Raw genomic sequence first — 17359 nt, forward strand, 5'->3', positions numbered from 1 at the left:
TCACGGGTGGTTATGACTTACACTCAATAAAAATCAAAGAGCAAACTAGGAAGCTAGCCGCAGGTTGCTCAAAGCACCGTTTTGAGGTTGTAGATGAAACTGACGAAGTCAGCTCAAAACACAGTTTTGAGGTTGTAGATAGAACTGACGAAGTCAGCTCAAAACACTGTTTTGAGGTTGTAGATAAGACTGACGAAGTCAGTCACATATATACCCTAAGGCGACGCTGGCGTGGTTTGAAGAGATTTTCGAAGAGTATTAACTATTATGCTTTACAAACTAGTGTGGAAGTGGTATACTATAGCTGAAGCTACTAGTAGGTATTACAAAATAGATTAGAAGGGAGAAGGGATGAAAGAAACTCAACTGTTAAAAGGTGTTCTTGAAGGTTGTGTCTTGGATATGATTGGTCAAAAAGAGCGGTATGGTTATGAGTTGGTTCAGACTTTGCGAGAGGCTGAATTTGATACTATCGTTCCAGGAACTATTTATCCTTTGTTGCAAAAGTTAGAAAAAAATCAATGGATAAGAGGCGACATGCGCCCGTCGCCAGATGGTCCAGATCGGAAGTATTTTTCGTTAACCAAAGAAGGAGAAGAGCGTGTCTCGGTCTTTTGGCAACAATGGGACGATTTGAGTCAAAAAGTAGAAGGGATTAAGAATGGGGGTTAAACCATGAAGAAAATGAAGTATTATGAAGAAACAAACAATTTGTTGCATGAGTTTTCTGAGGACAATCAGCAGTATTTTGAGGAACTGTGGGATAGTTTTAATCTTGCTGGATTTCTCTATGATGAAGACTATCTCAGAGAGCAGATCTATTTGATGATGCTAGATTTCTCAGAAGCAGAACGAGATGGCATGAGTGCAGAGGATTATTTAGGTAAGAATCCTAAAAAAATAATGAAAGAGATTCTCAAGGAAGCACCACACAGTTCTATCAAGGAGTCCCTTTTAACACCAATTTTTGTCCTAGTGGTATTACGTTACTATCATCTACTGGGTGATTTTTCTAAAGGTCCTCTCTTAACAGTCAATTTGCTTACTTTTTTAGGGCAACTTCTTCTTTTTCTGATTGGATTTGGACTTGTGGCCACAATCTTACGTTGGGGCTTAGTCCAAGATTCTCCTAAAATGAAAATTGGCACCTATATTGTCGTTGGGATTCTTGTCCTTCTAGTTGTTCTGGGATATGTAGGAATAGGAAGTTTTGTACAAGAAGGAGCATTTTATCTTCCTGCTCCCTGGGATAGTTTCCTTGTCTTTACGCTTTCTCTAGTCATCAGTATTTGGAATTGGAAAGAAGCTGTCTTTCGTCCCTTTGTCAGTATGATTGTTGCCCATCTTGTGGTGGGTTCTCTGCTCCGTTATTATGAGTGGATGGGCATTTCAAATGTTTTCCTCACAAAGATTATTCCTTTAGCTGTCCTCTTTATTGGAATCTTTGTCTTGTTCCGTGGGTTTAAGAAGATAAAATGGAGTGAAATATAGTCAAAAAGCCGTTGCAAAGCGGTTTTTTGTTATAATTAAATGAAGAATGTAGAATTAAAGGAGAAAAATTTGATGAGATACATAACTCTTGGTCAAGATGACAAAGAATTATCAGAAATTGTTCTCGGAATGATGAGAATAGAAGATAAGTCTGTAAAAGAAGTTGAAGAGCTTGTAGAAACAGCACTTTCTGTTGGAATCAATGCTTTCGACTTGGCTGATATTTATGGTCGTGGTCGTTGTGAAGAACTGCTAGGTCTTGTCCTAAAAAATCGTCCAGATTTAAGAGAAAAGATGTGGATTCAGTCCAAATGTGGCATTCGCATTGAAGAATTTACCTATTTTGATTTTTCTAAGGACTATATTATAAAATCAGTTGACGGTATTTTGCAAAGATTGAAGATTGATCATCTAGATAGCTTGCTTCTTCATCGACCAGATGCTTTGATGGAATCTGACCAAGTAGCAGAAGCCTTTGATCTCCTTTATAAACAAGGTAAGGTTCGAGATTTTGGAGTTTCTAATCAAAATCCTATGATGATGGAGTTACTTAAAAAAGATGTCAAGCAGCCGTTAGCTGTTAATCAGCTACAATTGAGTGCGGCTTTTACTCCAGGATTTGAATCAGGTTTTCATGTTAATATGGAAGATAGTCAAGCAGCTATGCGAGATGGCAGCATTTTTGAATATTGCCAATTACACGATGTGGTCATTCAAGCCTGGTCTGTCTTACAATTCGGGTATTTTAAAGGGAATTTTGTTGGAAATGAGAAATTTCAAGCTTTAAATCAAGTACTTGATCGTTTAGCTATTAAATATGGAGTAACCCCTTCAACTATTGCCATTTCTTGGATATTGCGTTATCCAGCAAAAATGCAGGCAGTCGTAGGTACCACAAATCCTAATCACTTGAGAGAAGTTAGCCAAGCGGCAAACTTTAGCTTAACAAGAAAAGAATGGTATGAAATTTATCTTGCAGCAGGGAATAATTTGCCGTAAGTAGAAGCAGATGTAAATAAATCACAGTCAAAAAGCCGTTGCAAAGCGGTTTTTTTGTTATAATGAAGGGAAGAATTATTGATTTTAAAGGAGAATAACATGACTTTTGAAGAAATCCTGCCTGGGTTAAAGGCTAAGAAAAAATATGTACGAACTGGTTGGGGAGGTGCTGAAAACTATGTCCAACTTTTTGACACTATCGAGCAAAATGGGGTTGCACTTGAAGTGACACCTTATTTCCTAATCAACGTGTCTGGAGAAGGAGAAGGTTTTTCCATGTGGAGCCCGACACCTTGTGATGTTTTGGCGACAGATTGGGTAGAAGTGCATGACTAGACGTGTATTGATTACGGGAGTGAGTTCAGGGATCGGCCTAGCTCAGGCTCGACTCTTTTTAGAGAAGGGCTTTCAAGTTTATGGAGTGGATCAAGGTGAAAATCCACTATTACAGGGTGATTTCCACTTTCTACAGAGAGATTTGACCTTGAACTTGGAACCTATTTTTGACTGGTGTCCTCAGGTAGATATTTTGTGTAATACTGCAGGAGTTTTGGATGATTATAAAACCCTATTGGAACAATCAGCGCAGGACATTCAAGAGATTTTTGAAATTAACTACATGACTCCTGTTGAGTTGACTCGGTATTATTTGACACAAATGCTGGAAAATAAAAAGGGAATCATCATCAATATGTGTTCCATTGCTTCTAGCCTAGCAGGTGGAGGTGGTCACGCCTATACTTCCTCTAAGCATGCCTTGGCTGGCTTTACCAAGCAGTTGGCTCTAGACTATGCTGAAGCTGGGATTCAGGTCTTTGGTATCGCTCCAGGAGCAGTCAAGACAGCTATGACCTCTGCAGATTTTGAGCCAGGTGGATTGGCTGACTGGGTTGCTAGTGAAACACCAATCAAGCGCTGGATTGAACCAGAGGAAGTGGCAGAAGTCAGTCTCTTTTTGGCCAGTGGTAAGGTATCTGCCATGCAGGGTCAAATTCTGACAATAGATGGTGGCTGGTCTTTGAAGTAGGAGGATTTGGATGGAAATCAAAAGACACTTTGGAGTCTACGCTGTTTGCTTAGAAAATGGGAAGTTACTCTGCATTGAAAAAACGAGAGGCCCTTATCAACATCGGTATGATCTACCTGGAGGCAGTCAGCAACTTGGTGAAGGACTGACGGAAACGCTGACTAGAGAAGTTATGGAAGAGACGGGATTTACTGTTAGAAGCTACTCTAATCCTCGAATCTACGATGTTTTCGTCAGAGAAGAGTTAACAAATTTTATGGTTCACCATGTCATGGCCTTGTATGATGTTGAAATGAATGAGAGTGCACCTCAAGTTACGACTTCGGAAGCTGTGTCTGATGGTGCGAATGATTCACTTGGATATATTTGGATGGATATTCAAGAGATTACAGAAGAAAATGCATCGCCATTAGTCTCGAAGGTTAAGTCTGAATTATTAGGATTTCCAGAACTGGACAAGACTTCTTACATGAATTGGAAGGTGAAGTAGAGGGATAATGGAACTATTTAAAACATGGAAGAAAAATATGGTTCTCTATGGTCTTAAATCTCAAATTGGAACTGTCTACCGAAACAATGATAGGACAACAAGCTTTTATGATGTTGGGAATTTTCTATACCTAGCAGGGGAGTTGGATTCCAGATTTTGGGAAGATTTTGTTAGAAAATATGGTTTAGATTATAAGATTATTATTTCAGAAAATACTAATTGGCAAGATTTTCTGCATCGAAAAGTGGGGCTAAATTCTTTTACTCGCTATTCTTTTAAAGATAAGGCAAATTTTCAAGTTGAATTTTTAAATAATCTAGTTACTCATTTAGAGGAAGGTTACAATATTGTGCCTATTGATAATCATATTTATAACTGCTTTTCTACGGAAGAATGGTCACAGGATTTACAGGGGGATTTTGAGTCCTATCAGGATTTTGTTTTAAAAGGTGGATTTGGCTTTGTGATTCTTAAAAATAATGAACTGATTGCTGGGATTTCCTCAGGGTTAGTTTACCGTAAAGCAGTTGAAGTGGAAGTTGCAACTAGACCAAACGAACAAGGGAATGGATTTGCTAAAAAGCTTGGTGCTGCAATGATTCTAGAGAGTTTAAATAGAGATATGTTTCCACTTTGGGATGCTCATAATGAGGCTTCCAAAAAAGTAGCAGAATTTTTAGGATATGAGTTATCTGAACCTTATGAAGCTTTTGAACTAGAGGAAAGTTTCATATAATTATATATGATATTGTATCTTTTAAGACGAGGTGAATGGCTATGAAAAATCAACTTGCCCTTAGTGGCGAAAAAATTCTTGAAAAAATTTATCCTCAACTATTTCACCACGTCGGCATGATTCGTGGGGAATATTTGTTGAGAGAGCTTAATCAAAACATCATATTAGCAAGTTGTCAGCAATTTGTAAAAGATTATCTAGAGACTATCTGCTCCCTGTACTCAGATGAAGAAGTTTGGTATCGTTTTACTGAATTAACGAATACAGAAGCCAATTGTTTAGTGGGGACTAAAGAGTTTTTTGACGAAGGGCATCCCTTGTTTGGCTATAGAGGAACTAGGCGTTTACTGGCGTGTTTGGATGAATTTCAGGCTGAAGCACATGTCGTTACAGAAGTTTATCAAACCAACCCCAATCTATCTCTTATCTTTCCTTTTGTCAATGATGCCGACCAATTAAAACAAGCTATTACAGTATTGCGTCAGTATGGCTTTACTGGGAAAGTCGGAACGATGATTGAATTACCGTCAGCGTATTTTGACTTATCTAGTATACTGGAAACGGGCATTTCAAAGATTGTAGTTGGAATGAATGATTTGACTTACTTTGTTTTTGCGACTATGAGAAACAGTCAATGGCATGATATGGAAAGTCCAATAATGTTAGATATGCTAAGAGATATGCAGGATAAAGCAAGAAAGAACAAGATTGATTTTGCTGTAGCAGGCTATCTGAATACTTCTTTCATACAAAAAATGAATCAGTTGGGTATCAAGTGCATTATCCACTACAGTTCTATTCCAGAGATTTTTGATTTAGAGATTGACCATCCAGATCATCTTAAACACATAAAAGAAGAAAGTAAAAAATTACAAAGGAGTACCCATGATACCGCAAGAAATGTGGAATAAATACAAGCAAATCAATCCTTTGATCGGAGATGAAATCGATGCTTGGGCTTTTGGAGTTGAACCAGATCTTTTAGCGGATTTGGTGTTTAAAGGAGAAAAGACAGCAACAGCATCAGCCTACGATCTCTACGCAGTAGAGGACGAACCCCTTCCGCAAGAAGGGATCTTCGATGTCATTTTAGATAGTCAAAATCAGGCTGTCTGCATTGTCGAAATTACAAAGGTTTCTGTTAACCCCTTCAATCGAGTGTCAGCTGACCATGCCTATAAGGAAGGTGAGGGAGACAAATCTTTAGCCTATTGGCGCCAGGTTCATGAGGACTTTTTCAGAGACTGTTTGGGTGAAGCAGGACTGACTTTTACACCTGAAAGCAAGGTTGTTTTAGAAGAATTTCGCAAGGTCTACCCACTGTAGACTATTAGAAGGAAGAAAGTTTTGGAAATCGCTGTCCAATCCTTTTTTCTCAAGCAAAATATGATATAATAAGTTTGTTTGAAGAAGAGCAGCAGCTCTTAAACTTAGAATAGGAGAAAACTATGCAAGCAGTTGAACATTTTATTAAGCAATTTGTTCCTGAACATTATGATTTATTTTTAGATTTGAGTCGTGAGACCAAGACTTTTTCTGGGAAAGTGACCATCACTGGTCAAGCACAGAGTGACTGCATCTCCCTCCACCAAAAAGATTTGGAAATCACCTCTGTAGAAGTTGCAGGTCAAGCTCGTCCATTTACAGTTGACCATGACAATGAAGCCCTTCATATCGAATTGGCTGAGGCTGGTCAAGTTGAATTGGTTCTTGCCTTTTCTGGTAAAATTACAGACAACATGACAGGGATTTACCCTTCTTATTATACAGTTGATGGAGTCAAGAAGGAGGTCTTGTCTACTCAGTTCGAGAGCCATTTTGCGCGCGAAGCTTTCCCATGTGTGGATGAGCCTGAAGCCAAAGCAACTTTTGACCTCTCTCTTCGCTTTGACCAAGCAGAAGGTGAATTGGCCTTGTCAAACATGCCAGAAATCGATGTTGAAAACCGTAAGGAAACAGGTATCTGGAAGTTTGAGACAACACCTCGCATGTCTTCTTACTTGTTGGCCTTTGTTGCTGGTGATTTGCAAGGGGTGACCGCTAAAACTAAAAATGGTACCCTGGTAGGTGTCTACTCAACCAAAGCACATCCACTTTCAAATCTTGATTTCTCACTGGATATCGCTGTTCGCTCTATCGAGTTTTACGAAGATTACTATGGAGTTAAGTACCCAATTCCTCAATCTCTCCACATCGCCCTTCCTGACTTCTCAGCTGGTGCTATGGAAAACTGGGGTCTTGTGACCTACCGTGAAGTTTACTTGGTTGTCGATGAGAACTCTACATTTGCTAGCCGTCAACAAGTTGCCCTTGTTGTGGCCCATGAATTGGCTCACCAATGGTTTGGTAACCTTGTTACTATGAAATGGTGGGATGACCTTTGGCTCAATGAAAGCTTTGCTAACATGATGGAATACGTCTGTGTGGATGCTATCGAGCCAAGCTGGAATATCTTTGAAGATTTCCAAACAGGTGGAGTACCTCTTGCTCTTGAACGTGACGCGACTGATGGCGTACAGTCTGTTCACGTCGAAGTCAAACACCCAGATGAAATCAATACCCTCTTTGATGGTGCTATCGTCTATGCCAAAGGAAGCCGTCTCATGCACATGCTTCGCCGTTGGCTAGGAGATGCTGATTTTGCCAAAGGTTTGCATGCCTACTTTGAAAAACACCAATACAGCAACACCATTGGTCGTGACCTTTGGGATGCCCTTGGTCAAGCGTCAGGACGTGATGTCGCAGCCTTCATGGATTCTTGGTTGGAACAGCCTGGTTACCCAGTTCTTACTGTCAAAGTTGAAAATGATGTCTTGAAGATTTCACAAAAACAATTCTTCATCGGTGAGAACGAAGACAAGAACCGTCTCTGGGTGGTGCCACTCAATAGCAACTGGAAAGGCTTGCCTGATACACTCGAAACTGAAAGTATCGAAATCCCTGGCTACGCAGCTCTTCTTGCTGAAAATGAAGGAGCTCTTCGTCTCAACACTGAAAATACAGCCCACTACATTACAGGCTATCAAGGAGACTTGTTAGATGCTGTTCTTTCTGACCTAGTTGATCTTGATAACACAAGCAAATTGCAAATCGTCCAAGAACGTCGTTTGCTTGCTGAAGCAGGACACATTTCTTATGCAGATTTGCTCCCAGTCCTTGATAAACTTGCTAAAGAAGAATCTTACCTTGTCGTTTCAGCTGTTTCTGAAGTCATTTCTGCCCTTGAGCGCTTTATCGATGAAGGAACAGAAGCTGAAAGAGCCTTCAAAGCCTTGGTTGCTAAATTGGCTCGTCACAACTATAACCGTCTTGGTTTTGAAGCTAAAGACGGAGAATCAGATGAGGATGAATTGGTTCGTCAGTTGGCTGTTTCGATGATGATTCGCTCAAATGATGCAGAAGCTAGTCAAGTCGCTAGCCAAATCTTCGCGGCTCACAAGGAGAATCTTGCAGGACTTCCAGCAGCTATTCGCTCACAAGTTCTGATCAATGAGATGAAACATCATGAGACTAAAGACTTGTTAGCACTTTATCTTGATACTTATACTCATGCAACAGATGCTGTCTTTAAACGTCAGTTGGCATCTGCTCTTGCCTATAGTAAAGATGCGGACAATATCCAAACCTTGATTGCTGCTTGGAAGGACAAATTTGTGGTGAAACCACAGGACTTGTCTGCTTGGTATTACCAATTCCTAGCTCACCAAGTAACTCAGGAACCAGCTTGGTCTTGGGCGCGTGAAAACTGGGCTTGGATTAAGGCAGCTCTTGGTGGAGATATGAGCTTTGATAGCTTTGTCATCCTTCCTGCTCACGTATTTAAGACTCAGCAACGCTTGGCGGAATACAAGGAGTTCTTTGAACCGCAACTTTCTGACCTTGCTCTTAGCCGTAACATCGGTATGGGAATCAAAGAAATTGCAGCGCGTGTTGACTTGATTAACCGTGAAAAAGCTGCAGTGGAAGCAGTTGTTCTTCAATACGGAACTAAATAATTAAGACTAAATAAAAGAAAACTCAGCTATCTCATATAAAATGCAGAGAGTTGAGTTTTTTTTAAGGCAAATTTGGTATAATGGTTTTAATAAGGAGGAGTTTCTCATGATAAAAATCTTATTAGTTGAGGATGACCTAGGTCTGTCAAATTCAGTATTTGACTTTTTAGACGATTTTGCGGATGTCATGCAGGTATTTGATGGAGAAGAAGGTCTCTACGAAGCTGAAAGTGGTGTCTATGACTTGATTTTGCTCGATTTGATGTTACCAGAAAAAAATGGCTTCCAAGTCTTGAAAGAATTGCGTGAAAAGGGGATTACAACTCCAGTTCTGATCATGACTGCCAAGGAAAGTTTGGATGACAAGGGACATGGATTTGAACTGGGAGCGGATGATTATCTGACCAAGCCTTTCTACCTAGAAGAACTCAAAATGCGGATTCAGGCCCTTCTCAAACGTTCAGGCAAGTTTAATGAAAATACGCTATCTTATGGAGATATTCTCATCAATTTATCAACAAATACAGTTAAGGTTGAAGATACTACTGTCGAATTGCTGGGGAAAGAGTTCGATTTATTGGTTTATTTCCTTCAAAATCAAAATGTTATTTTGCCTAAGACGCAGATTTTTGATCGTCTATGGGGATTTGATAGTGATACAACGATTTCAGTTGTCGAAGTCTATGTTTCAAAAGTCCGTAAGAAATTAAAAGGAACCACTTTTGCAGAGAATTTGCAAACCTTGCGCAGTGTTGGGTATATTTTAAAAGATGTTCAGTAAACTAAAAAAAACATGGTATGCGGATGACTTTAGTTATTTTATCCGCAACTTTGGTGTCTTTACCTTGATTTTCTCGACAATGACTCTGATTATTTTACAGGTCATGCATTCGAGTCTTTATACTTCAGTAGATGATAAGCTCCACGGACTGAGTGAAAATCCTCAGGCAGTTATTCAGCTGGCAGTAAATAGGGCAACAGAAGAGATTAAAGATTTAGAAAATGCCGCTACAGATACTAGCAAGACTGAGATAAAACCCAATGTCAGCTCCAATACGGAGGTTATTCTTTTTGATAAGAATTTTACCCAGCTCCTTTCTGGAAATCGATTTTTGGGCTTGGATAAGATTAAATTAGAGAAAAAAGAACTAGGACATATCTACCAGATTCAGGTTTTTAATAGCTATGGGCAGGAAGAAATCTATCGTATGATATTGATGGAAACGAATATCAGTTCGGTTTCAACTAATATCAAGTATGCCGCTGTCTTGATTAATACCAGTCAGTTGGAGCAGGCCAGTCAAAAGCATGAGCAATTAATTGTGGTTGTGATGGCAAGTTTCTGGATTTTGTCTTTGCTTGCCAGTCTCTATCTAGCTAGGGTCAGTGTTAGGCCCCTGCTTGAGAGCATGCAGAAGCAACAGTCCTTTGTGGAAAATGCCAGTCATGAGTTACGAACTCCACTTGCAGTTTTGCAAAATCGCTTAGAGACCCTTTTCCGTAAGCCAGAAGCTACCATTATGGATGTGAGCGAAAGCATTGCATCGAGTTTGGAAGAAGTCCGAAATATGCGTTTTTTGACAACGAACTTGTTGAACTTAGCTCGGAGAGATGATGGGATTAAGCCGGAACTTGCAGAAGTTCCAACCAGTTTTTTCAATACAACTTTCACAAACTATGAGATGATTGCGTCGGAAAATGATCGTGTCTTCCGTTTTGAAAATCGGATCCATCGTCCGATTGTGACGGATCAACTTCTCTTGAAGCAGTTGATGACTATCCTATTTGATAATGCTGTCAAGTATACTGAAGAGGATGGTGAAATTGATTTTCTTATCTCGGCGACCGATCGTAATCTTTATTTGCTAGTTTCCGATAATGGAGTCGGTATTTCGACAGAAGATAAAAAGAAAATTTTTGATCGTTTTTATCGAGTCGACAAGGCTAGAACCCGGCAAAAAGGTGGTTTTGGTTTAGGATTATCCCTAGCCAAGCAAATTGTAGATGCTCTAAAAGGAACCATTACTGTCAAAGATAATAAACCCAAGGGAACAATCTTTGAAGTGAAGATTGCCATCCACACACCATCTAAAAAGAAAAAATAAACATATCGCTCCAGATGGGGCGATATGTTTATTTTTTAAGTTTTCGTTTGATAACAGAGCGTTGGACTTTTAAAACAAGTAAGCTGGATACTATTGCTGCAGGTAAGGCGAGCACAGTTGTTAATTTTAACGACAAAAAGATAAAACTAAAGATGGCAATGCAGATACAAAAAACAGCGATATTGACAAAAAATAAAATTTCTTTGAGATTGCTATCAGCTTGTGCTTCAGGTGTATAAGCTTGATAATGAGGAAGTTGCTGGTTTAATTCTTCTTGATAGTCTACCTCATAGGATTGTAATTTTCTTACGGGCATGATTCTCTCCTTAACAGTACATACCTATTTTATCATTTTTTCAGCAGAGAATTATTACAGAAAGGTTACAAAAAGAATAAAGTCCCTTTTCATTTTCAAAGCATGGCTGATTTTGGAGAAATATGGTATAATTTTTCCTATGGAAAAGATTATCATTACAGCAACTGCTGAAAGTATTGAACAAGTTGAACAACTGCTCGAAGCTGGCGTAGACCGTATCTATGTCGGTGAGAAAGATTTTGGCCTTCGTCTGCCAACAACCTTTAGTCATGACCAATTGCGTGAAATCGCTAATCTGGTTCATGATGCTGGTAAGGAATTGATTGTTGCGGTCAATGCCCTCATGCACCAAGACATGATGGACTGTATCAAGCCTTTCTTAGACTTCTTGGAAGAAATCAAGACCGATTACATTACGATTGGGGATGCAGGTGTCTTTTACGTAGTCAACCGCGATGGTTATTCATTTAAGACCATCTACGATGCTTCAACTATGGTGACAAGCAGTCGTCAGATTAACTTCTGGGGACAAAAGGCTGGCGCATCTGAGGCTGTTTTGGCGCGTGAAATTCCATCTGCTGAACTCTTTAAAATGCCAGAGATTTTGGAAATTCCTGCTGAAGTTTTGGTTTACGGTGCTAGTGTCATCCATCATTCTAAACGTCCACTCTTGCAAAACTACTATAACTTTACGCATATCGATGATGAAAAGACGCGCAAGCGTGACCTTTTCTTGGCTGAGCCAAGTGATCCTGAGAGCCACTATTCCATTTTTGAAGATAATCATGGGACCCACATCTTTGCCAACAATGACCTTGATTTGATGACTAAATTGACAGAATTGGTAGAGCACGGTTTTACTCACTGGAAATTAGAAGGACTTTATACTCCAGGTCAAAACTTTGTTGAGATTGCAAAACTCTTTATCCAAGCGCGTAGCTTGATTCAAGAGGGCAACTTTAGCCATGACCAAGCCTTCTTGCTGGATGAAGAAGTGCGTAAACTTCACCCTAAAAACCGTTTCCTTGATACAGGATTTTATGACTACGATCCTGACATGGTTAAATAAAGTAAATGATTCGTTGAGAGAAGGAAGATACAAATATTTCTTCTCTCAATTTTTCGTATTTCTTCACTATTTTCAAAAAATCAGTAGGCTAGGATGCTCTGTTTGCTGGGATTTTTAAGAAAAGTAACCTTCTTGAGTTTAAAAATTATCCTATGTTTGCAGGTGCCAAATGGCCCTTTTTTTGGTATAATTTTTTATAATGAAAACGATTGGTAATCGCTATGTTGTGGTGGATTTAGAGGCAACTAGCACAGGTAGTAAGGCTAAAATTATCCAAGTGGGAATTGTCGTGATTGAGGACGGAAAAATCGTTGATCACTATACGACGGATGTCAATCCACATGAACCCTTGGATGCTCATATCAAAGAACTGACAGGATTGACAGACCAACGTCTGGCGCAAGCACCTGATTTTTCGCAAGTTGCTAGAAAAATCTTTGACTTGGTAGAGGATGGGATTTTTGTAGCCCACAATGTTCAGTTTGATGCCAATCTTTTGGCGGAAAATTTATTTTTTGAAGGTTATGAGCTAAGAAATCCTCGTGTTGATACGGTCGAATTGGCTCAGGTCTTTTTCCCTGAACTGGAAAAATATAGTTTGCCGATATTGTGCCGAGAATTAGGAATTCCTCTTAAGCACGCCCATACAGCCCTTTCAGATGCCCAAGCTACTGCGGAATTACTTCTTTTTTTACGAGAAAAGATGGCACAACTTCCTAAAGGACTCTTGGAACGCTTGCTGGAAATGGCTGACGCCCTCCTATATGAGTCCTACCTGGTTATTGAAGAAATTTATCGCAGCCAATCTATTCTGAGTTCTTCAGATTTGGTCCAAGTTCAAGGACTGTATTTCAAGAAAACTGCAGATCCCATGGAGTCACGAAAACTATCTCAAGATTTTTCTAAAAATATTTCTCTGTTGAATCTTGAAGTGAGGGAGGAGCAAGAAAATTTTGCTAAAGAGGTTGGCTTGCTATTGAAAGATGAGCCTGTATCATTAATTCAAGCGCCGACTGGGATTGGGAAAACTTATGGCTATCTCTTACCCGCTTTATCTCAAGCCAAAGAGCATCAGATTGTCCTTAGCGTTCCGACAAAGATTCTTCAAAATCAAATCATGGAAGAAGAAGGTAAACGTCTCAAGGAAGTGTTCCATATAGATATTCATAGTTTAAAGGGGCCTCAAAATTATTTGAAGTTGGATGCCTTTTATCGTTCCTTGCAGGAAAATGATGAAAATCGCTTATTTAGACGCTTTAAAATGCAACTCTTGGTCTGGCTGACAGAGACAGAGACAGGAGATTTGGATGAAATTGGTCAACTCTACCGTTACCAACATTTTCTAACAGATCTTCGTCATGACGGGAATTTATCATCCAAGAGCTTATTTGTGACGGAAGATTTCTGGAAACGAAGTCAAGAAAGGGCACAAACCTGCAAACTTTTAGTGACCAATCATGCCTATCTTGTAACTAGACTTGAAGATAATCCTGAATTTGTCAGTGACCGTTTACTGATTATCGATGAAGTTCAAAAAGTTTTGTTGGCTTTAGAAAATCTGCTTCAAGAGACCTACGATATACAATCTATTATCGATTTAATTGATAAGGCTTTAGTAGGAGAAGAAAACAGGGTTCAACAACGGATACTAGAAAGTATTCGCTTTGAGTGTCTCTACTTGATAGAACAATTTCAGTCTGGTAAATCTAGGAAAAATATCTTAGATTCTCTGGACAATCTCCATCAGTATTTTTCAGAATTAGAAGTAGAAGGCTTTGATGAGCTGGTTCGCTATTTTACAGCTGAAGGTGATTACTGGCTTGAAGTAACTGAAACGAGTCAAAAGAAAATTCAGATTTCTTCTACAAAATCAGGCCGTACTCTTCTGTCCTCTTTACTTCCTGAGAGTTGCCAAGTCTTGGGAGTATCGGCTACTCTTGAGATTAGTCAGAGAGTTTCTTTGGCCGACCTTTTAGGCTATCCTGAAGCCAAATTTGTCAAGATTGAAGCTCGTAGAAAACAGGACCAAGAAGTGGTCTTGGTCAAAGATTTCCCTCTGGTGACAGAAACTTCCTTAGAAGTCTATGCCCAAGAGGTAGCTGATTTACTAGTGGAAATTCAAGCTTTCCAGCAACCGATTTTGGTTCTCTTTACCGCTAAAGATATGCTTCTAGCAGTTTCAGACATACTTCCTGTAAGCCATCTGGCCCAGTATAAAAATGGGGATGTTCATCAGCTAAAGAAGCGCTTTGAAAAAGGAGAACAACAAATCTTGCTTGGTGCAGCAAGTTTCTGGGAGGGAGTTGATTTTTCAAGTCATCCTTTTGTGATTCAAGTTGTACCAAGACTTCCTTTCCAAAATCCCCAAGAGCCCTTGACGAAAAAGATCAATCAGGAACTAATTCAAGAAGGGAAAAATGCCTTTTATGATTATCAATTGCCAATGGCCATTATTCGTTTAAAACAGGCTTTGGGAAGAAGTATGAGACGCGAACACCAACGTTCTTTAACTCTTATTTTGGATAGGAGAATTGTCGGAAAACGATATGGTAAGCAAATAGTGACTTCTCTAGCAAAAGAAGCGACTGTTAAAACCGTCTCTCGATCCGAAGTTGATGAAGCTGTTGATAAATTTTTAAATGAACTTTGATAAATAGTATTGTATGAAAGTATAAGGTTAGTATATATGAAACGTTCTCTCGACTCTAGAGTCGATTATAGTTTGCTCTTGCCAGTGTTTTTTCTACTGGTTATTGGCGTGGTGGCTATTTATATAGCCGTTAGTCATGATTATCCAAACAATATTCTGCCCATTTTAGGGCAGCAGGTCGCATGGATTGCCTTGGGGCTTGTGATTGGTTTTGTGGTCATGCTCTTTAATACTGAATTTCTTTGGAAGGTGACCCCCTTTCTATATATTTTAGGCTTGGGACTCATGGTCTTGCCGATTGTCTTTTATAATCCAAGCTTAGTTGCATCAACGGGTGCCAAAAACTGGGTATCGGTAAATGGCATCACCTTGTTCCAACCGTCAGAATTTATGAAGATATCCTATATCCTCATGTTGGCTCGTGTTATTGTCCAATTTACAAAGAAACATAAGGAATGGAGACGCACGGTTCCGCTGGACTTTTTGTTAATTTTCTGGATGATTCTCTTTACCATTCCAGTCCTAGTTCTTTTAGCACTTCAAAGTGACTTGGGGACGGCTTTGGTTTTTGTAGCCATTTTCTCAGGAATCGTTTTATTATCAGGGGTTTCTTGGAAAATTATTATCCCAGTATTTGTGACTGCTGTAACAGGAGTTGCTGGTTTCTTAGCTATCTTTATTAGCAAGGACGGACGAGCTTTTCTTCACCAGATTGGAATGCCGACCTACCAAATTAATCGGATTCTGGCTTGGCTCAATCCCTTTGAGTTTGCCCAAACAACGACTTACCAGCAGGCTCAAGGGCAGATTGCCATTGGGAGTGGTGGCTTATTTGGTCAGGGATTTAATGCTTCGAATCTGCTTATCCCAGTTCGAGAGTCAGATATGATTTTTACGGTTATTGCAGAAGATTTTGGCTTTATTGGCTCTGTCCTGGTTATTGCCCTCTATCTCATGTTGATTTACCGTATGTTGAAGATTACTCTTAAATCAAATAACCAGTTCTACACTTATATTTCCACAGGTTTGATTATGATGTTGCTCTTCCACATCTTTGAGAATATCGGTGCTGTGACTGGACTACTTCCTTTGACGGGGATTCCCTTGCCTTTCATTTCGCAAGGGGGATCAGCTATTATCAGTAATCTGATTGGTGTTGGTTTGCTTTTATCGATGAGTTACCAGACTAATCTAGCTGAAGAAAAGAGCGGAAAAGTCCCATTCAAACGGAAAAAGCTTGTATTAAAACAAATTAAATAAGGAGAAAATCATGGTAAAAGTAGCAGTTATGTTAGCTCAGGGCTTTGAAGAAATTGAAGCCTTGACAGTTGTAGATGTCTTGCGTCGAGCCAATATCACATGTGATATGGTTGGTTTTGAAGAGCAAGTAACGGGTTCGCATGCAATCCAAGTAAGAGCAGATCATGTCTTTGATGGAGATTTATCAGACTATGATATGATTGTTCTTCCTGGAGGTATGCCTGGTTCTGCACATTTACGTGATAATCAGACCTTGATTCAAGAATTGCAAAGCTTCGAGCAAGAAGGGAAGAAACTAGCAGCCATTTGTGCGGCACCAATTGCCCTTAATCAAGCAGAGATATTGAAAAATAAGCGATACACTTGTTATGACGGCGTTCAAGAGCAAATCCTTGATGGTCACTACGTCAAGGAAACAGTAGTGGTAGATGGTCAGTTGACAACCAGTCGGGGTCCTTCAACAGCCCTTGCCTTTGCCTACGAGTTGGTGGAGCAACTAGGAGGGGACGCAGAGACTTTACGAACAGGAATGCTCTATCGAGATGTCTTTGGTAAAAATCAGTAAAACGGGAGTTATTCTCTCGTTTTTTATGTGGAAAAATCAGGGAAATCATCGCTTTTTTCATAAAAAAATGCTATAATGAAGGGTATGAAATATCACGATTATATCTGGGATTTAGGTGGAACTTTACTGGATAATTATGAAATTTCAACAGCTGCATTTGTTGAAACATTGGCACTGTATGGCATTATACAAGACCATGACAGTGTCTATCAAGCTTTAAAGGTTTCTACTGATTTGGCGATTGAGACATTCGCTCCCAATTTAGAGAATTTTTTAGAAAAGTACAAGGAAAATGAAGCCAGAGAGCTTGAACACCCGATTTTATTTGAAGGAGTTTTTGACCTATTGGAAGACATTTCAAATCAAGGTGGCCGTCATTTTTTGGTCTCTCATCGAAATAATCAGGTTTTGGAAATTTTAGAAAAAACCTCTATAGCAGCTTATTTTACAGAAGTGGTGACTTCTAGCTCAGGCTTTAAGAGAAAGCCAAATCCCGAGTCCGTGCTTTATTTAAGAAAAAAGTATCAGATTAGCTCAGGTCTTGTCATTGGTGATCGACCGATTGATATCGAAGCAGGTCAAGCTGCAGGACTTGATACCCACTTGTTTACCAGTATCGTGAATTTAAGACAAGTATTAGACATGTAAGAAAAAGG

Annotated in this window: 19 protein-coding genes; 18 read left to right on the forward strand and 1 reads right to left on the reverse strand. The window is 39.5% G+C overall.

Features of this window, described 5'->3' with window-relative positions:
- From HT729_RS02805 to ciaH, 13 genes are all read left to right on the forward strand, one after another.
- Positions 1-308, forward strand: a 308-nt coding sequence (locus HT729_RS02805; RefSeq protein WP_345890461.1) for a hypothetical protein, incomplete at its 5' end; no start/stop codon positions are given.
- A gap of 43 nt (positions 309-351) precedes the next feature.
- Positions 352-672, forward strand: a complete 321-nt coding sequence (locus HT729_RS02810) for a PadR family transcriptional regulator (protein ID WP_000665417.1) — start codon at positions 352-354, stop codon at positions 670-672.
- A 3-nt stretch (positions 673-675) separates the two neighbouring features.
- A complete protein-coding gene (locus HT729_RS02815; RefSeq protein ID WP_100104025.1) occupies positions 676-1491 on the forward strand; it encodes a hypothetical protein in 816 nt (271 codons plus the stop codon).
- A gap of 72 nt (positions 1492-1563) precedes the next feature.
- Positions 1564-2490 carry an aldo/keto reductase family oxidoreductase gene (locus tag HT729_RS02820; RefSeq protein WP_001269443.1) on the forward strand — a complete coding sequence of 309 codons (927 nt, stop codon included), beginning with the start codon at positions 1564-1566 and terminating at the stop codon, positions 2488-2490.
- Positions 2491-2589: 99 nt separating this feature from the next.
- A complete protein-coding gene (locus HT729_RS02825; protein ID WP_000141913.1) occupies positions 2590-2826 on the forward strand; it encodes a DUF2829 domain-containing protein in 237 nt (78 codons plus the stop codon).
- On the forward strand, positions 2819-3517 hold the full coding sequence (locus HT729_RS02830) for a 3-oxoacyl-ACP reductase (RefSeq protein WP_172926177.1): 699 nt from the start codon (positions 2819-2821) through the stop codon (positions 3515-3517). The genes HT729_RS02825 and HT729_RS02830 overlap by 8 nt, the downstream gene beginning before the upstream one ends.
- Before the next feature lie 10 nt (positions 3518-3527).
- Entirely contained in the window at positions 3528-4007 is a 480-nt protein-coding gene (locus HT729_RS02835) for an NUDIX hydrolase (protein WP_000403937.1), read from the forward strand.
- A gap of 7 nt (positions 4008-4014) precedes the next feature.
- Positions 4015-4743, forward strand: coding sequence for a GNAT family N-acetyltransferase (locus HT729_RS02840; protein WP_172926178.1), 729 nt, complete (start codon positions 4015-4017; stop codon positions 4741-4743).
- Positions 4744-4784: 41 nt separating this feature from the next.
- On the forward strand, positions 4785-5654 hold the full coding sequence (locus HT729_RS02845) for a putative PEP-binding protein (RefSeq protein ID WP_172926179.1): 870 nt from the start codon (positions 4785-4787) through the stop codon (positions 5652-5654).
- Positions 5629-6069: an ASCH domain-containing protein gene (locus tag HT729_RS02850; RefSeq protein WP_172931638.1), complete on the forward strand. Its 441-nt coding sequence runs from the start codon at positions 5629-5631 to the stop codon at positions 6067-6069. Before HT729_RS02845 ends, HT729_RS02850 begins: the two co-directional genes overlap by 26 nt.
- Positions 6070-6191: 122 nt before the next feature.
- Positions 6192-8738, forward strand: coding sequence for a M1 family metallopeptidase (locus HT729_RS02855; RefSeq protein WP_172926181.1), 2547 nt, complete (start codon positions 6192-6194; stop codon positions 8736-8738).
- 106 nt (positions 8739-8844) lie between these two features.
- Complete coding sequence (gene ciaR / locus HT729_RS02860; protein ID WP_000590628.1) at positions 8845-9519, forward strand: two-component system response regulator CiaR; 675 nt, start codon at positions 8845-8847, stop codon at positions 9517-9519.
- Positions 9509-10843: a two-component system sensor histidine kinase CiaH gene (gene ciaH / locus HT729_RS02865; RefSeq protein WP_050390167.1), complete on the forward strand. Its 1335-nt coding sequence runs from the start codon at positions 9509-9511 to the stop codon at positions 10841-10843. The genes ciaR and ciaH overlap by 11 nt, the downstream gene beginning before the upstream one ends.
- Positions 10844-10871: 28 nt before the next feature.
- Here the strand turns inward: ciaH and HT729_RS02870 are convergent, their stop codons facing one another.
- Positions 10872-11159: a DUF3270 domain-containing protein gene (locus HT729_RS02870; RefSeq protein ID WP_049511743.1), complete on the reverse strand. Its 288-nt coding sequence runs from the start codon at positions 11157-11159 to the stop codon at positions 10872-10874.
- A 139-nt stretch (positions 11160-11298) separates the two neighbouring features.
- On the opposite strand from HT729_RS02870, the gene HT729_RS02875 reads away from it, so the two are divergent.
- The 5 genes from HT729_RS02875 (at position 11299) to HT729_RS02895 (ending at position 17351) form a co-directional block, all read left to right on the forward strand.
- A complete protein-coding gene (locus HT729_RS02875) occupies positions 11299-12228 on the forward strand; it encodes a peptidase U32 family protein (protein ID WP_172926183.1) in 930 nt (309 codons plus the stop codon).
- Between the two features lie 199 nt (positions 12229-12427).
- A complete protein-coding gene (locus HT729_RS02880; RefSeq protein WP_172926184.1) occupies positions 12428-14878 on the forward strand; it encodes a bifunctional DnaQ family exonuclease/ATP-dependent helicase in 2451 nt (816 codons plus the stop codon).
- Between the two features lie 36 nt (positions 14879-14914).
- A complete protein-coding gene (locus tag HT729_RS02885; protein WP_172926185.1) occupies positions 14915-16138 on the forward strand; it encodes an FtsW/RodA/SpoVE family cell cycle protein in 1224 nt (407 codons plus the stop codon).
- Between the two features lie 10 nt (positions 16139-16148).
- On the forward strand, positions 16149-16703 hold the full coding sequence (locus HT729_RS02890) for a DJ-1 family glyoxalase III (RefSeq protein WP_172926186.1): 555 nt from the start codon (positions 16149-16151) through the stop codon (positions 16701-16703).
- 84 nt (positions 16704-16787) lie between these two features.
- Positions 16788-17351 carry an HAD family hydrolase gene (locus HT729_RS02895; protein ID WP_031222428.1) on the forward strand — a complete coding sequence of 188 codons (564 nt, stop codon included), beginning with the start codon at positions 16788-16790 and terminating at the stop codon, positions 17349-17351.
- Positions 17352-17359: the final 8 nt, after the last annotated feature.

It is taken from the genome of Streptococcus sp. 79 (genome assembly GCF_013277425.1).
Classification (GTDB): domain Bacteria; phylum Bacillota; class Bacilli; order Lactobacillales; family Streptococcaceae; genus Streptococcus; species Streptococcus pseudopneumoniae.

What these genes read in the sequence shown, in the direction of transcription:
- HT729_RS02870 (WP_049511743.1), bottom strand. Translation starts at nt 11,159, where the DNA reads ATGCCCGTAAGAAAATTACAATCCTATGAGGTAGACTATCAAGAAGAA.
- ciaR (WP_000590628.1), top strand. Translation starts at nt 8,845, where the DNA reads ATGATAAAAATCTTATTAGTTGAGGATGACCTAGGTCTGTCAAATTCA.
- HT729_RS02890 (WP_172926186.1), top strand. Translation starts at nt 16,149, where the DNA reads ATGGTAAAAGTAGCAGTTATGTTAGCTCAGGGCTTTGAAGAAATTGAA.
- HT729_RS02810 (WP_000665417.1), top strand. Translation starts at nt 352, where the DNA reads ATGAAAGAAACTCAACTGTTAAAAGGTGTTCTTGAAGGTTGTGTCTTG.
- HT729_RS02820 (WP_001269443.1), top strand. Translation starts at nt 1,564, where the DNA reads ATGAGATACATAACTCTTGGTCAAGATGACAAAGAATTATCAGAAATT.
- HT729_RS02815 (WP_100104025.1), top strand. Translation starts at nt 676, where the DNA reads ATGAAGAAAATGAAGTATTATGAAGAAACAAACAATTTGTTGCATGAG.
- HT729_RS02855 (WP_172926181.1), top strand. Translation starts at nt 6,192, where the DNA reads ATGCAAGCAGTTGAACATTTTATTAAGCAATTTGTTCCTGAACATTAT.
- ciaH (WP_050390167.1), top strand. Translation starts at nt 9,509, where the DNA reads ATGTTCAGTAAACTAAAAAAAACATGGTATGCGGATGACTTTAGTTAT.
- HT729_RS02825 (WP_000141913.1), top strand. Translation starts at nt 2,590, where the DNA reads ATGACTTTTGAAGAAATCCTGCCTGGGTTAAAGGCTAAGAAAAAATAT.
- HT729_RS02885 (WP_172926185.1), top strand. Translation starts at nt 14,915, where the DNA reads ATGAAACGTTCTCTCGACTCTAGAGTCGATTATAGTTTGCTCTTGCCA.
- HT729_RS02850 (WP_172931638.1), top strand. Translation starts at nt 5,629, where the DNA reads ATGATACCGCAAGAAATGTGGAATAAATACAAGCAAATCAATCCTTTG.
- HT729_RS02830 (WP_172926177.1), top strand. Translation starts at nt 2,819, where the DNA reads ATGACTAGACGTGTATTGATTACGGGAGTGAGTTCAGGGATCGGCCTA.
- HT729_RS02835 (WP_000403937.1), top strand. Translation starts at nt 3,528, where the DNA reads ATGGAAATCAAAAGACACTTTGGAGTCTACGCTGTTTGCTTAGAAAAT.
- HT729_RS02875 (WP_172926183.1), top strand. Translation starts at nt 11,299, where the DNA reads ATGGAAAAGATTATCATTACAGCAACTGCTGAAAGTATTGAACAAGTT.
- HT729_RS02895 (WP_031222428.1), top strand. Translation starts at nt 16,788, where the DNA reads ATGAAATATCACGATTATATCTGGGATTTAGGTGGAACTTTACTGGAT.
- HT729_RS02840 (WP_172926178.1), top strand. Translation starts at nt 4,015, where the DNA reads ATGGAACTATTTAAAACATGGAAGAAAAATATGGTTCTCTATGGTCTT.
- HT729_RS02845 (WP_172926179.1), top strand. Translation starts at nt 4,785, where the DNA reads ATGAAAAATCAACTTGCCCTTAGTGGCGAAAAAATTCTTGAAAAAATT.
- HT729_RS02880 (WP_172926184.1), top strand. Translation starts at nt 12,428, where the DNA reads ATGAAAACGATTGGTAATCGCTATGTTGTGGTGGATTTAGAGGCAACT.